The 14,459-nt window shown below is 60.4% G+C and carries 10 protein-coding genes; 5 read left to right on the top strand and 5 right to left on the bottom strand.

Annotated features, from left to right (window positions below; all coding sequences use genetic code 11):
• Positions 1 to 86: 86 nt before the first annotated feature.
• The 3 genes from zipA to HU722_RS21635 all read right to left on the bottom strand — a co-directional run bounded on the left by zipA (position 87) and on the right by HU722_RS21635 (position 5,366).
• Entirely contained in the window at positions 87 to 956 is an 870-nt protein-coding gene (zipA, locus tag HU722_RS21625) for a cell division protein ZipA (protein WP_065889810.1), read from the bottom strand.
• A 259-nt stretch (positions 957 to 1,215) separates the two neighbouring features.
• Complete coding sequence (gene smc, locus HU722_RS21630) at positions 1,216 to 4,704, bottom strand: chromosome segregation protein SMC (RefSeq protein WP_065881253.1); 3,489 nt, start codon at positions 4,702 to 4,704, stop codon at positions 1,216 to 1,218.
• Between the two features lie 2 nt (positions 4,705 to 4,706).
• The gene (locus HU722_RS21635; RefSeq protein WP_065873869.1) at positions 4,707 to 5,366 is read right to left on the bottom strand and encodes a GntR family transcriptional regulator; all 660 of its coding nucleotides are present in this window, start codon (positions 5,364 to 5,366) and stop codon (positions 4,707 to 4,709) included.
• A 280-nt stretch (positions 5,367 to 5,646) separates the two neighbouring features.
• Here HU722_RS21635 and xdhA point away from each other — a divergent pair, with 280 nt between their 5' ends.
• The 4 genes from xdhA to guaD all read left to right on the top strand — a co-directional run bounded on the left by xdhA (position 5,647) and on the right by guaD (position 11,762).
• Positions 5,647 to 7,095: a xanthine dehydrogenase small subunit gene (gene xdhA, locus HU722_RS21640; protein WP_065889812.1), complete on the top strand. Its 1,449-nt coding sequence runs from the start codon at positions 5,647 to 5,649 to the stop codon at positions 7,093 to 7,095.
• A complete protein-coding gene (xdhB, locus tag HU722_RS21645; protein ID WP_186752075.1) occupies positions 7,088 to 9,487 on the top strand; it encodes a xanthine dehydrogenase molybdopterin binding subunit in 2,400 nt (799 codons plus the stop codon). Before xdhA ends, xdhB begins: the two co-directional genes overlap by 8 nt.
• A 118-nt stretch (positions 9,488 to 9,605) precedes the next feature.
• Positions 9,606 to 10,445, top strand: coding sequence for a xanthine dehydrogenase accessory protein XdhC (gene xdhC, locus HU722_RS21650; protein ID WP_049712015.1), 840 nt, complete (start codon positions 9,606 to 9,608; stop codon positions 10,443 to 10,445).
• 12 nt (positions 10,446 to 10,457) lie between these two features.
• Complete coding sequence (gene guaD, locus HU722_RS21655; RefSeq protein WP_065873873.1) at positions 10,458 to 11,762, top strand: guanine deaminase; 1,305 nt, start codon at positions 10,458 to 10,460, stop codon at positions 11,760 to 11,762.
• Positions 11,763 to 11,837: 75 nt separating this feature from the next.
• Here guaD and HU722_RS21660 read toward each other — a convergent pair whose 3' ends face one another.
• The gene (locus HU722_RS21660) at positions 11,838 to 12,602 is read right to left on the bottom strand and encodes a GntR family transcriptional regulator (RefSeq protein WP_049712013.1); all 765 of its coding nucleotides are present in this window, start codon (positions 12,600 to 12,602) and stop codon (positions 11,838 to 11,840) included.
• Between the two features lie 226 nt (positions 12,603 to 12,828).
• On the opposite strand from HU722_RS21660, the gene HU722_RS21665 reads away from it, so the two are divergent.
• Positions 12,829 to 14,019 carry a benzoate/H(+) symporter BenE family transporter gene (locus HU722_RS21665; protein WP_065873874.1) on the top strand — a complete coding sequence of 397 codons (1,191 nt, stop codon included), beginning with the start codon at positions 12,829 to 12,831 and terminating at the stop codon, positions 14,017 to 14,019.
• 37 nt (positions 14,020 to 14,056) lie between these two features.
• Here HU722_RS21665 and HU722_RS21670 read toward each other — a convergent pair whose 3' ends face one another.
• Positions 14,057 to 14,401 carry a YggL family protein gene (locus tag HU722_RS21670; protein ID WP_065873875.1) on the bottom strand — a complete coding sequence of 115 codons (345 nt, stop codon included), beginning with the start codon at positions 14,399 to 14,401 and terminating at the stop codon, positions 14,057 to 14,059.
• Between the last annotated feature and the right edge of the window lie 58 nt (positions 14,402 to 14,459).

Below are 14,459 nucleotides of genomic sequence, written 5' to 3' on the forward strand. Positions count from 1 at the left end.
GGTGTTCTCTCATAAAGCAAAAGAGCAGCCGAAGCTGCTCAATATGTTAGTGCACGGATTCTACAGGCAACGCTTAAGATCAGGCCTCAGCGTTTCTGTGTCAGGGCGCGACGCTCGAACTCGACGATGCGCTGACGGTAATGTTCGATGGTCTGCGCAGTGAGGACGCTGCGCTGGTCGTCCTTGAGCTCGCCATTCAGTTCCTGGGACAGCTTGCGGGCTGCGGCCACCATCACGTCGAATGCTTGTTTCGGGTGACGTGGGCCTGGCAGGCCAAGGAAGAAGCTCACTGCCGGGGTGCTGAACAGGTCGATATCGTCCAGGTCGAAAGTGCCCGGCTTGACCGCATTGGCCATGGAGAACAGTACTTCGCCGTTACCCGCCATGCTTTCGTGACGGTGGAAAATATCCATCTCGCCAAAACGCAGGCCGCTTTCCAGGATGTTCTGCAGCAGGGCCGGGCCTTTGAAACCGGCGGCGTCGCGGCAGATCACGCTGATCACCAGCACTTCTTCGGCGGCGGGCTGGTCGTTGACCGATTGGCGCGGCGCGCTGGAGGTCTTGCCGACGTTTTCGTCCGGGAAATCATCGTCGCGGCTGCTGAAGCTCGGGCCTTCATCGACGTCAAGGTTCAAGTCGCCCTGATGCGGCTCGGCAGCGCCGGTACTGGCGCGCTTGCCACGCTTGGACGACGGCTCGCGGGCTTCACGCAGCGGCGCGCTCATCGACGGCAAGTCGTGCTCGTCCAACTGAGGTTCTTTATGGGTATCGAGCACACGGGGCGGCCCCAGCAGCTCGGCGGCACCGTCGTCGTCAGGCAAGTTGGACAGATTGCGGTCCAGACGAAATTTAAGCTTCCCCTTGCCACCGCGCATGCGGCGCCAGCCATCAAAAAGAATACCGGCAATGACAATGATGCCGATGACGATCAGCCACTCGCGCAGACCGATTTCCATGTAATCCCGTGCCTCTAATAAAAAATGCTGAAAAATAAGGGGTTTAGCACTGTGCAAACCGCTTTAAAACGTGGCGCCAACTCTATGTTCTGACTGACGTTTTGCCCACGCAGATGAAAATTTGACATTAAACTAGCACGACCAAAGATAACTTTACACCGTCTGTCAAAATGGCTTGAACAAATATGTCCATTTGCCACTTTCGCCAGACCGGTAAAGCGTCTTACCGCACGCTATAAAAATTCTCCCCCGGCAGGGCTCAAGACTCCACCAACGCCATCGCTTCTTCGACATCCACCGCTACCAAACGCGAGCAGCCGGGCTCATGCATCGTCACACCCATCAACTGATCCGCCATTTCCATGGCGATCTTATTGTGGGTGATATAGATGAACTGCACGGTCTGGGACATCTCTTTGACCAACCGCGCGTACCGTCCAACGTTAGCGTCATCCAGCGGGGCGTCAACTTCATCAAGCATGCAGAACGGCGCCGGGTTCAACTTGAAGATGGCAAATACCAGGGCCAATGCGGTCAGGGCTTTCTCGCCGCCGGACAACAAATGGATGGTGCTGTTCTTCTTGCCCGGAGGCCGCGCCATGATCGTTACCCCTGTATCGAGTAGATCTTCGCCCGTCAGTTCCAAGTAAGCGCTGCCACCGCCGAAAACTTTTGGGAATAACGCCTGTAAACCGGCATTAATCTGATCAAAGGTATCTTTGAAGCGGTTACGGGTTTCCTTGTCGATCTTGCGGATCACGTTTTCCAGGGTGTCCAGCGCTTCCACCAGGTCGGCGTTCTGGGCATCCAGATAACGTTTACGCTCGGATTGCTGCTGGTATTCGTCAATGGCCGCCAAGTTGATCGCGCCCAGTCGCTGGATACGCGCAGCAATGCGTTCGAGTTCTTCTTCGGCCTCTTTCTCGTTGGCCTGGGCGGTCAGGGTGTTGAGCACGCCGTGCAGGTCGTAGCCGTCTTCCAGCAATTGGTCTTGCAGGGTCTTGCGGCGCACGGTCAGGGCTTGCCATTCCATGCGCTGTTGCTCGAGCTGACCACGGATAAGCTGGGACTGCTGCTCGGCCTGGGTCCGGCGTTTTTCGGCGTCGCGCAATTCGCGGTCGGCGTCTTCCAGGGCGATCTGCGCGGTCTTGAGTTCTTCGTCGACGGTCATGCGCTTGTCGAGCAATTCTTCGAGCTTGAGGCGCAGCTCTTCCAACGGCGCTTCGCCCTCCTCCAGATTGAGGCTCAACTGCTCGCGCTTTTCGGTGAGGCGTTCCGATTGCATCTCCAGGCGCTCAAGGGCCTGAGCCGTGGAGTTGTGCTGGGCGCGCAGGGAGCCGAGGCGCACTGCCAATTGGTGGGCGTGGTCTTTGTGCTGGCGGGCTTCCTGGCGCACGCGGTCGAGGCGTTCGCGCAGGCTGTCGCGCTGGGCCAGCAGCAATTCACGTTGCTCGGTGTCGAGGGCCATGCTGTCCAGGGCCTCCTGCAACTGCAGGCGCGCTTCGCCGATCTGCTCGTGTTCGAGCGCGCGTTGTTCGCCCATCTCGGCGACTTCTTCATCAAGACGGGTGCGGCGCAGGGTCAACTGTTCGGCCTTGGCTTTGCTCGCGGAGAGCTGGGCCTTGAGCTCGCCTTGCTGGCGCGCTTCGTCCTGCAACAGGCGGCGCAGGTGTTCGCGGCCGGTCTCTTGCTGGCGCTGGGTGGCGCGCAGGGTCTGCAGTTCGGTTTCCAGGCTTTCGAGAGTGGCTTCGCGTTCTTCGCGTTCGGCGCTCAGGTTGACGATTTCCTGGCCTCGGGCCAGGACGCCGCTTTCGGCTTCACTGGCACGGCGTACCCGCAGGAAATGGCGACCGACCCAGTAGCCGTCGCGGCTGATCAGGCTCTCGCCGACGCCAAGCTGGCCGCGCTGGGCCAAGGCCTGCTCAAGTGATTCAACCGGTTTGACCTGGCCCAGCCACGGCGACAGATCAATTGCCGCTTCGACCTTGTCCAGCAAACTGCCCGGCACCCGCGTGCCATCGGCCGCAGGGCTGAGCAAGCGCAGATCACCCTGGGCAAAACCGGCCAGGTCGAAGCCGCCAAAATCATCCACCAGCACAGCCTGCAGGTCGGCGCCGAGCACGGTTTCCACCGCCAGCTCCCAACCCGCCTCGACCTTCAAGCCTTCCGCTAATCGCGGGCGTTCGGCCAAATGCTGCTCGCGCAACCATTCAGCCGTACCGGTGCCTGGGTCCAGGGCGGCTTGCTGCAAGGCCTCAAGGGAGGCCAAGCGCCCATTGAGCCGCTGCAAATCACCCTGGGCCTGCTGCTGCGCCTGGGTCGCCTGTTGCAATTGCTGACGCAATTGCTCCAGGCGCTCCACTTGCTGTTCTTCGCTGGCTTCCAGCTCCTCGAGCGTCATTTCGCTTTCGGCCAGTTGCTCGCTCAGCGCCATGATTGCCGCGTCTTCCGGGTCGGCGGCGAGCAACACACGCTCTTCCTGCAGACGACGCTGGCGTTCGGCCAGGCGCTCCATGCTGGTTTCCAATTGCTGGATGCGCGACTGCTGCACCTCGGCCTGGCGACGCGGCTCGGCGGATTGCAGGTTGAAGGTGTCCCACTGCTCCTGCCAGCCGTGCATAGTGGTTTCGGCTTCTTCCAGAGCGGCAGCAGCCTCTTCGGCGGCGGCGCTGGTGATTTCCTGCTCGGGGGTGAGCATGTCCAGCTCTTCGCCAAGGGTCAGCAGCAACGTGCGGTCGTGGCCCAGGTGAGATTCTGTTTCCAGGCGCGCGCGCTCGGCTTCCTTCAAGTCATCCTGCAATTGGCGCAAGCGCTGCTGGCCGTGCTGGATGCTCTGCTCGACGCGAGCAATATCGCCGCCCACCGAATAGAAGCGGCCCTGCACCAGATTGAAGCGCTCGGACAGGTCGTGGTGCCCATCACGCAGGCGTTCGATGCTGGCGTCGGCATTGCGCTGCTCGGCCACCAGCGCTTCAAAACTGATTTCCTGGGTGCCAATGATCGCTTCGCGCTGGCCAACCTGGTCATTCAGCGCTTGCCAACGCAGGGCCGACAGTTGTGCCTTGAGCTGGCGCTCTTCGCCCTTGTATTCCTGGTACTTCTCGGCGGCCTGGGCCTGGCGGTGCAGGCGCTCCAACTGGCGCTCCAGCTCTTCGCGCAGGTCGGTCAGGCGGGCGAGGTTCTCGTGGGTACGGCGGATGCGGTTTTCGGTCTCGCGGCGGCGCTCCTTGTACTTGGAGATGCCGGCCGCTTCCTCGATAAAGTTACGCAGGTCTTCGGGCTTGGCTTCGATCAGCTTGGAGATCATGCCCTGCTCGATGATCGAGTAGCTGCGCGGGCCCAAGCCTGTGCCGAGGAAAATATCGGTGATGTCCCGACGGCGACACTTGGTGCCGTTGAGGAAGTAACTGTTCTGGCTGTCGCGCGTCACTTTGCGGCGGATCGAGATTTCGGCGTAGGCCGCGTACTCGCCGACCAAGGTGCCGTCGGAGTTGTCAAATACCAGTTCGATGCTGGCCTGGCTGACGGGCTTGCGGCTGGTGGAACCGTTGAAGATGACGTCGGTCATCGATTCGCCGCGCAGGTTTTTTGCCGAGCTCTCGCCCATCACCCAGCGTACGGCGTCGATGATGTTCGACTTGCCGCAACCATTGGGCCCGACCACCGCCGCCATATTACTGGGGAAGTTCACCGTGGTCGGGTCGACGAAGGATTTGAACCCCGCCAGTTTGATGCACTTGAGCCGCACGTTTAGGCGTCCGCCAACGCGGCGATGACCAGCGATGAACTGCGCTGGCAGTAGGCCGACAGCACCAGGCGAATCTGCACCAGGTCACGGGCCAGTACAGCGGCGAGCAGTTGTTCGAACAGGGCCAGGTACTCGCTCATGGACGCCTTGCGTTGATCCAGGGCCAGGTAATAGGCACGGTTCATCGCTGGCTGCAGGTTCTCGACGGTTTCCTGCAAATAGGGGTTGTTGGCGAAGGGGTACGCGGCGCGCATGACATTGAAGCTTTCTTCAACGAAGGCGCGGATGTCCTCGCGCTCATAGCTGACCTGCAGGCGCTGCTGTATTTGCAGAAACGGCGCCATGTCGACCTGGCTTTGCCAGCCTTCGGCAACCGCATTGCCGAGCAGGATGTACATCTCGCCCATTAACGTACACAGGCTCTGCACCTTGTGCGCGGTGAGTTCGGTGACGTGGGCGCCACGGCGCGGCAGGATCGCGATCAGGTGGCGACGTTCGAGGATCAACAAGGCTTCACGCACGGAACCACGGCTGACATTGAGTGCCAGCGTGACCTTTTGCTCCTGGATCCGCTCCCCAGGCTTGAGATCGCCGCGAATGATGCGTTCGGCGAGGTGGTGAGCGATTTGCTCGGCGAGACTGTCCGGCGCCTTGAACGTCATGTTTTCCCTTCAAAATCTTCTATCAATACAAGCGCGGCAGTGTAGCGCATTGGCCCGCTGATGGCGCTACGCCCACCGTGGCGAATTTGGCACGGAATAAGCAAAGATTGCAGTGCATAAGCCCGCAAAAACAACGGTTCCAGAAGACTGGACCATAATTGAACGTGTTGCGATCGCATTTTCTTGACCCTTAGGTCAGAAAACAATTGACCGAAAAGTCAGACATGACTAGATTCGGCGCAAAGCGGTTAACAACAATAATGAGTCTGCGAGGCCTTCCGTGATCCAGTTTTTACTTAACCAGGAACTCCGTAGCGAGCACGCCCTGGACCCCAACCTGACTGTGCTCAACTATCTGCGCGAGCATGTGGGCAAATCCGGCACCAAGGAAGGCTGCGCCAGCGGCGATTGCGGTGCCTGCACCGTGGTGGTCGGCGAACTGCACACGGACGATCAAGGCGCCGAGCAGATCCGTTATCGCAGCCTCAACTCCTGCCTGACCTTTGTCTCGTCCCTGCACGGCAAACAACTGATCAGCGTCGAAGACCTCAAGCACCAAGGCCAACTGCACAGCGTGCAACAGGCCATGGTCGAGTGCCACGGTTCACAATGCGGCTTTTGCACCCCCGGTTTTGTGATGTCATTGTTTGCCCTGCAAAAGAACAGCGACGCCCCCGACAGCCAGAAAGCCCATGAAGCCCTGGCCGGCAACCTGTGCCGCTGCACCGGTTATCGCCCGATTCTCGCGGCCGCCGAACAGGCTTGCTGCAACAAACCCCAGGATCAGTTCGACAGCCGCCAGGCCGACACCATCGCCCGCCTCAAAGCCATTGCGCCGACACAAACCGGTGAACTCAACAGCGGCGACAAACGTTGCCTGGTGCCGTTGACCGTTGCCGATCTGGCCGACCTCTACGATGCTTATCCCCAAGCGCGCTTGCTGGCCGGCGGCACCGACCTGGCGCTGGAAGTCACCCAGTTCCACCGCACGCTGCCGGTGATGATCTACGTCGGCAACATTGAAGAAATGAAGCGCATCGAAGAGTTCGACGACCGCCTGGAAATCGGCGCGGCCACCGCCCTCTCCGATTGCTACGCCGCGTTGAACGCGGAATACCCGGACTTTGGCGAACTGCTGCATCGCTTCGCCTCTCTGCAAATCCGCAACCAGGGCACCCTGGGCGGCAATATCGGCAATGCGTCGCCGATTGGTGATTCGCCACCGCTGCTGATCGCCCTCGGCGCGCAGATCGTGCTGTGCAAGGGCGAAACCCGCCGCACCCTGGCGCTTGAAGATTACTTCATCGATTACCGCGTCACCGCGCGCCAGGACAGCGAGTTCATCGAGAAAATCATCGTGCCGAAGGGCCACGCGCTGTTCCGCGCCTACAAGGTTTCCAAGCGCCTGGACGATGACATTTCCGCCGTGTGCGCCGCGTTCAACTTGAAGATTGAAAACGGTGTGATCAGCAACGCCCGCGTCGCCTTCGGCGGCATGGCTGCTACGCCAAAACGCGCAAAAAACTGCGAGACGGTATTGCTCGGCGCCACCTGGAACTCGACCACCGTCGAACAAGCCTGCGCCGCCCTGGCCGAGGATTTCACCCCGCTGTCAGACTTCCGCGCCAGCAAGGAATATCGCCTGCTCAGCGCGCAGAACCTGCTGCGCAAATACTTCATCGAACTGCAAACGCCGCACATCGAGACTCGGGTGACCGCTTATGTCTAACCATCACGCCGTCGTTAAAACCCAAGCCGAACTTGCCGAGCTGTTCGCCCAGGACCTCACCTCTGGCGTGGGCCGCAGCGTCAAGCATGACAGCGCCGCCAAGCACGTCAGCGGTGAAGCGCAATACATCGATGACCGCCTTGAATTCCCCAACCAATTGCACCTGTATGCGCGCATGTCCGACCGTGCCCACGCGCGGATCATCAGCATCGACACCGCACCCTGCTATGCCTTTGAAGGCGTGCGCATTGTTATCACCCATGAAGACGTGCCGGGCCTGAAAGACATCGGCCCGCTGATGCCCGGCGATCCGTTGCTGGCGATTGATACGGTGCAGTACGTCGGCCAGGTTGTACTCGCTGTGGCTGCCCGCGACCTGGACACCGCACGCAAAGCAGCGATGGCGGCGGTGATCGAATACGAAGACCTGAAACCGGTGCTGGATGTGGTCGAGGCGTTTCGCAAAAAACACTTCGTGCTCGACAGCCACACCCACCAGCGCGGTGATTCAGTCGGCGCATTGGCCACGGCCAAAAACCGTATCCAGGGCACTCTTCATATCGGCGGCCAGGAACACTTCTACCTGGAAACCCAGATCTCGTCGGTGATGCCCACCGAAGACGGCGGCATGATCGTCTATTGCTCTACGCAAAACCCCACCGAAGTGCAGAAACTGGTGGCCGAAGTACTCGACGTGTCGATGAACAAGATCGTCGTGGATATGCGCCGCATGGGCGGTGGTTTCGGCGGCAAGGAAACCCAGGCCGCAAGCCCGGCGTGCTTGTGCGCGGTGGTTGCACGCCTCACTGGCCAGCCGACCAAGATGCGCCTGCCGCGTGTGGAAGACATGCTGATGACCGGCAAGCGCCACCCCTTCTATATCGAATACGACGTCGGCTTCGACGACAGCGGTCGCCTGCACGGCATCAACCTGGAGCTGGCGGGTAACTGCGGCTGTTCGCCGGACCTGTCCAACTCGATTGTCGACCGTGCAATGTTCCACTCCGACAACGCGTATTACCTCGGCGATGCCACGGTGAACGGCCATCGATGCAAGACCAACACTGCGTCCAACACCGCCTACCGTGGCTTCGGCGGCCCGCAAGGCATGGTCGCCATCGAGGAAGTGATGGACGCCATCGCCCGCCATTTGGCGCTCGACCCGCTGGCGGTGCGCAAGGCCAACTACTACGGCAAGACCGAGCGCAACGTCACCCACTACTACCAGACCGTCGAGCACAACATGCTCGAAGAGATGACCGCCGAGCTTGAAGCCAGCAGCCAATACGCCGAGCGCCGCGAAGCGATTCGCCTGTACAACGCCAACAGCCCGATCCTGAAAAAAGGCCTGGCTCTGACGCCTGTGAAGTTCGGCATTTCGTTTACCGCCAGCTTTCTCAACCAGGCGGGTGCACTGATCCACATCTATACCGACGGCAGCATCCACCTGAACCACGGCGGCACCGAGATGGGCCAGGGTTTGAACACCAAGGTCGCGCAGGTGGTGGCCGAGGTGTTCCAGGTGGAGATCGACCGCGTACAGATCACCGCCACCAACACTGACAAAGTGCCCAACACCTCGCCGACCGCCGCCTCCAGCGGTGCTGACCTGAACGGTAAGGCCGCGCAGAACGCCGCCGAAACCATCAAGCAGCGCCTGGTGGAGTTTGCCGCACGCAAGTACGACGTGAGCGAGGCAGATGTGGAGTTCCACAACGGCCATGTGCGCGTGCGCGACCAGATCCTGACCTTTGAGGCGTTGATCCAGCAGGCGTATTTCGCCCAGGTTTCGCTGTCGAGCACCGGCTTCTACAAGACCCCGAAAATCTTCTACGACCGCAGCCAGTCACGCGGTCGGCCGTTCTACTACTTCGCGTTCGGCGCGGCCTGTTGCGAAGTGATCGTCGACACCCTGACCGGCGAATACAAGATGCTGCGCACCGACATCCTCCACGACGTCGGCGCCTCGCTGAACCCGGCCATCGACATCGGCCAGGTCGAAGGCGGCTTTATCCAGGGCATGGGCTGGCTGACCATGGAAGAGCTGGTGTGGAACAACAAGGGCAAGCTGATGACCAACGGCCCTGCCAGCTACAAGATCCCAGCCGTCGCGGACATGCCGCTGGACCTGCGCGTCAAGCTGGTGGAAAACCGCAAGAACCCGGAAGACACGGTGTTCCATTCCAAGGCCGTGGGCGAGCCGCCGTTCATGCTCGGGATTGCTTCGTGGTGCGCGATCAAGGACGCGGTGGCGAGCCTGGGTGATTATCGCCATCAGCCGAAGATTGACGCACCGGCGACGCCGGAACGGGTGTTGTGGGGGTGTGAGCAGATGCGGCAGTTGCAGGCGGCGAAAGCCATTGAGACTGAAACCGATATGGCTTCGCTCTAGACCGAGGCGCTGCCATCGCGGGCAAGCCCGGCTCCCACATGTTGATCTGTGAACCCGATCAACTGTGGGAGCTGGCTTGCCTGCGATAGCGGCCTCACAGACACCACTGGAGGTGACTATGAACAACTGGATCAGCGCCCTCGCCGACCTGCAAAACCAGGGCGAACCCTGCGTCCTGGTGACCATCATCGAAGAGCTCGGCTCCACGCCGCGCAACGCCGGTTCAAAGATGGTAATCAGCGCCGCGCAGACCTTCGACACCATCGGCGGCGGGCACTTGGAATACAAAGCCATGCAGATCGCCCGCGACATGCTCGTACGTGGCCAGCAGAACACCCATCTGGAACGCTTCAGCCTCGGCGCGAGCCTGGGCCAGTGCTGTGGCGGCGTGACCGTGCTGCTGTTCGAACCCATGGGCCAAGTGCAGGCGCAGATCGCGGTGTTTGGCGCCGGGCATGTTGGGCGCGCATTGGTGCCGTTGCTGGCGAGCCTGCCGTGCCGGGTGCGTTGGATCGATTCGCGCGACCAGGAGTTTCCGGAACATATCCCGCAAGGCGTGCGTAAAATCGTCAGCGAAGAGCCGGTCGACGAAATCGCCGACTTGCCGGCAGGCAGTTACTGCATCGTGATGACTCACAATCACGCGCTGGACCTGGAACTGACCGCCGCCCTGCTCAAACGCAATGACTTTGCCTATTTCGGCCTGATTGGCTCAAAGACCAAACGGGTCAAATTCGAACATCGCCTGCGTGATCGCGGCTTCGACGCCGCGCAGCTGCAACGCATGCGCTGCCCCATGGGCCTCACCGAGGTGAAGGGCAAATTGCCGGTGGAGATCGCCATTTCCATCGCCGGCGAAATCATCGCCACCTATAACGCGAATTTCGGCCAGCACACCGCCAGCGCCGAACCCATTGCCAAACTGCTGCCGGCTTCGCGTCGCAGCCAAGCCCTTTGAATTGAGACGATCATGCCTTTGACTCGCAAAGCCTACCGTGCCGCCATTCTGCACAGCATCGCCGACCCCGCTGAAGTGGGGATCGAAGCGTCCTACGAGTATTTCGAAGACGGCCTGCTGGTGATCGAAAACGGCCGGATCAGCGCGGTCGGCCATGCCGGCGATTTACTGCCGACGTTGCCCGCCGATATCGACATCACCCACTACCAGGACGCGCTGATCACGCCCGGCCTGATCGACACCCATATCCACCTGCCGCAAACCGGCATGGTCGGCGCGTATGGGGAGCAATTGCTGGATTGGCTGAACACCTACACGTTCCCGTGCGAAAGCCAGTTCGCCGACAAGGCTCACGCCGAGGAAGTCGCGGATATCTTCATCAAGGAATTGCTGCGCAACGGCACCACCACCGCGCTGGTGTTTGGCAGCGTGCATCCGCAGTCAGTGAATGCGTTTTTTGAAGCGGCTGAAAAGCTCGACCTGCGCATGATCGCCGGCAAGGTGATGATGGACCGCAACGCGCCGGACTACCTGACCGATACCGCCGAATCCGGCTACCAGGAGAGCAAGGCGCTGATCGAGCGCTGGCACGGCAAGGGCCGCCTGCACTATGCGGTCACGCCGCGCTTTGCGCCGACCAGCACGCCGGAGCAATTGGCGTTGGCCGGGCAACTGCTGGGCGAATACCCGGACCTGTACATGCAGACCCATATCAGTGAGAACAAACAGGAAGTTGAGTGGGTGAAGGCACTCTTCCCGGAGCGCAATGGCTACCTGGACGTGTACGACCACTACCAATTGCTGGGCGAGCGCTCGGTGTTTGCCCATGGCGTGCACCTGTGCGATGACGAATGCGCGCGACTGGCTGAAACGGGCTCGGCCGTCGCGTTTTGCCCGACCTCGAACTTGTTCCTCGGCAGCGGTTTGTTCAACCTGCCGATGGCCGAGAAGCACAAGTTAAATGTAGGCCTGGGCACGGACGTGGGCGGCGGCACCAGTTTCTCGTTGCTGCAAACCTTGAACGAAGCCTACAAGGTCATGCAGTTGCAGGGCGCGCGGTTGAGCCCGTTCAAATCGCTGTACCTGGCGACCCTGGGCGGTGCGCGGGCGCTGCGGTTGGAAGACAAGATCGGCACATTGCAGCCGGGGACGGATGCGGACTTTTTGGTGTTGGACTACAACGCTACGCCGTTACTGAGCTATCGCTTGAAGCAGGCGAATAACATTGCCGAGACGTTGTTTGTGTTGATGACACTGGGGGATGATCGAACGGTGATGCAGACGTATGCGGCGGGGCAATTGGTGCACCAGCGCTAATATTAGTCACCACACAAAACCAAATGTGGGAGCAAACCCGCTCCCACATTTTTAATTCCGGGTGAGCCTGGGAAATTACAGTTTGACCGAAGAGCGCCCCGGCTTCTTGGTCTGCAACAAATGCGAAAACACCGCGTGCAAATCATCCGACGCGCTTTCCTCATCGAGGTTGAGCTTGCTGTCGATATGGTCCATGTGGTGCATCATCAAATTCACCGCCAACGCCGCATCCCGCGCTTCGATCGCATCGATCAGCTGGGTGTGTTCATCATAGGAACAGTGCGAGCGGTTGCCGCTTTCGTACTGGGCGATGATCAATGAGGTCTGTGACACCAGGCTGCGCTGGAAGCTGATCAGCGGCGCGTTCTTCGCCGCTTCGGCCAGCTTGAGGTGGAACTCGCCGGAGAGGCGGATACCCGCACCGCGGTCGCCACGAGAGAAGCTGTCGCGTTCGTCGTTGACCATCTGGCGCAGCTCGGCCAGTTGTTCGGCGGTGGCGTGTTGCACCGCCAATTCAGTGATCGCCCGCTCCACCAGACGTCGCGCGAGGAACACCTGGCGCGCTTCCTCGACGCTCGGGCTGGCCACCACCGCACCGCGATTGGGCCGCAGCAGCACCACGCCTTCATGGGCCAGGCGCGACAGGGCGCGGCGAATGATGGTGCGGCTGACGCCGAAGATTTCGCCCAGTGCCTCTTCACTCAATTTAGTACCGGGTGCCAGGCGTTGTTCGAGGATCGCCTCGAAGATATGCGCGTAGACGATATCGTCCTGGGTTCCGCTGCGACCGGCCTTGCCGGCTCGCGGTGTTTTCTTGAGAGGTTGCAACTGTTCGTTCATGGGCACTCGGGTTTGGAGAACGGCGGCGAATTAACGGTAATACGTCAACAGCGGGTCGCTGGCAAGTATCACCTAAAAACAGGGCACATTGTACACAACCGGATGCGCCAACACACTGTACGGCTGTTTGCGCCGTCGGCTGTATTGCAATGAGTCGTTACGTTTGAGTTTAGGCTTGAATCCGTGCCGCCAACGGCAAAAACCCAGGTAAAAGGAACGCCTCTTCATGAACGACGCCACCCAAGCGCCTTTGCGCCCGCTGGCCGACACGTCTGCGTCGGCCGTCGTCGCCGGCTTCATCGCCATGATGACCGGCTACACCAGCTCCCTGGTGCTGATGTTCCAGGCCGGGCAAGCCGCCGGCTTGACCACGGCGCAGATTTCTTCATGGATCTGGGCGATTTCCATCGGCATGGCGGTGTGCAGCATCGGCCTGTCCTTGCGTTATCGCACGCCCATCACCATTGCCTGGTCGACGCCAGGCGCGGCGCTGCTGATCACCAGCCTTGGCGGCGTCAGCTATGGCGAGGCCATCGGCGCCTACATCACCTGCGCCGTGCTGGTGACGATTTGCGGGCTGACCGGCAGCTTTGAAAAACTGGTCAGGCGTATTCCGGCGTCACTCGCGGCCGCCCTGCTGGCGGGTATTCTGTTCAAGATCGGCAGCGAGATCTTCGTTGCCGCGCAGCATCGTACCGGGCTGGTGCTGGGGATGTTCTTCACTTACTTGATCATCAAACGCCTGTCGCCGCGTTACGCGGTGCTGGCCGCGCTGGTGATCGGCACGGGATTGTCGGGGTTGATGGGGCTCCTGGATTTCAGCGGGTTTCACCTGGAAGTAGCAACGCCGGTGTGGACCACGCCGCACTTCTCGCTGGCGGCGACCATCAGCATCGGCATTCCACTGTTCGTGGTCGCGATGACTTCACAGAACATGCCCGGCGTCGCGGTACTCAGGGCCGACGGTTACACCGTGCCCGCCTCGCCCCTGATCACCGCCACCGGCCTGGCGTCCCTGGTGCTGGCGCCGTTCGGCTCCCACGGCATCAACCTGGCAGCGATCAGCGCGGCCATCTGCACCGGGCCACATGCCCATGAGGATCGTAACAAGCGCTACACCGCGGCGGTGTGGTGCGGGGTGTTCTACGGAATCGCGGGAGTGTTCGGCGCGACCTTGGCGGCCTTGTTCGCAGCCTTGCCCAAGGAACTGGTGCTGTCGATTGCAGCCCTGGCGTTGTTTGGCTCGATCATCAATGGCTTGAGTATCGCCATGAATGAGCCGAAGGAACGGGAAGCGGCGCTGATCACCTTTATGGTTACCGCGTCTGGCTTGACGCTGTTTTCCATCGGTTCGGCGTTCTGGGGAATTGTGGCGGGGGTGTTGACGCTGCTGATTCTGAACTGGCGCAAGGCATAAAAAAACGGCGACCCTGAGGTCGCCGTTTTTTTTAGTATCACTTAGCCGCGTTGATCGGCTTTTCCGGATACCACACGTCCAGCAACGGGCTGACTTCAGCGCTTTTCAGTTCGCTGCGGCCTTTGAGCCAGCTTTCAACAGCTACGCGCTGTTCTTCGTTGACAGAGCCACGCTTCTGCAGGCAAACCAGACCGAAGTCATCGCCGCCGACATAGCCCAGACCATTGGCTTCCATGGCTTCTTTGATGAATGCTTCGAGGAAAGCATCGGTAGCTTCTTCACTCAGGCCTTCTTTGAAGTCCAGGTTCAGTTCGAAACCCAGCTCTTGAAATTCATCAACGCACAGTTTTTTGCGCAGACGCTGGGAACGGTTAGTCGCCATTGGAACAATCCTCATAAGTAATAACGGGCGGCACTTTAGCAGTTTAAGGCGACGATTG

This window comes from Pseudomonas tritici (assembly GCF_014268275.3).
In the GTDB taxonomy this organism is placed as follows: domain Bacteria; phylum Pseudomonadota; class Gammaproteobacteria; order Pseudomonadales; family Pseudomonadaceae; genus Aquipseudomonas; species Aquipseudomonas tritici.

Excerpts from the sequence above, each read along its gene's own strand:
- HU722_RS21635 (WP_065873869.1), bottom strand. The coding sequence starts at position 5,366 with ATGACGTTCAAGGCGCCGGACAGTCTCGCCGAGCAAATCGCTCACCAC.
- HU722_RS21670 (WP_065873875.1), bottom strand. The coding sequence starts at position 14,401 with ATGGCGACTAACCGTTCCCAGCGTCTGCGCAAAAAACTGTGCGTTGAT.
- HU722_RS21660 (WP_049712013.1), bottom strand. The coding sequence starts at position 12,602 with ATGAACGAACAGTTGCAACCTCTCAAGAAAACACCGCGAGCCGGCAAG.
- zipA (WP_065889810.1), bottom strand. The coding sequence starts at position 956 with ATGGAAATCGGTCTGCGCGAGTGGCTGATCGTCATCGGCATCATTGTC.
- xdhC (WP_049712015.1), top strand. The coding sequence starts at position 9,606 with ATGAACAACTGGATCAGCGCCCTCGCCGACCTGCAAAACCAGGGCGAA.
- HU722_RS21665 (WP_065873874.1), top strand. The coding sequence starts at position 12,829 with ATGAACGACGCCACCCAAGCGCCTTTGCGCCCGCTGGCCGACACGTCT.
- xdhB (WP_186752075.1), top strand. The coding sequence starts at position 7,088 with ATGTCTAACCATCACGCCGTCGTTAAAACCCAAGCCGAACTTGCCGAG.
- guaD (WP_065873873.1), top strand. The coding sequence starts at position 10,458 with ATGCCTTTGACTCGCAAAGCCTACCGTGCCGCCATTCTGCACAGCATC.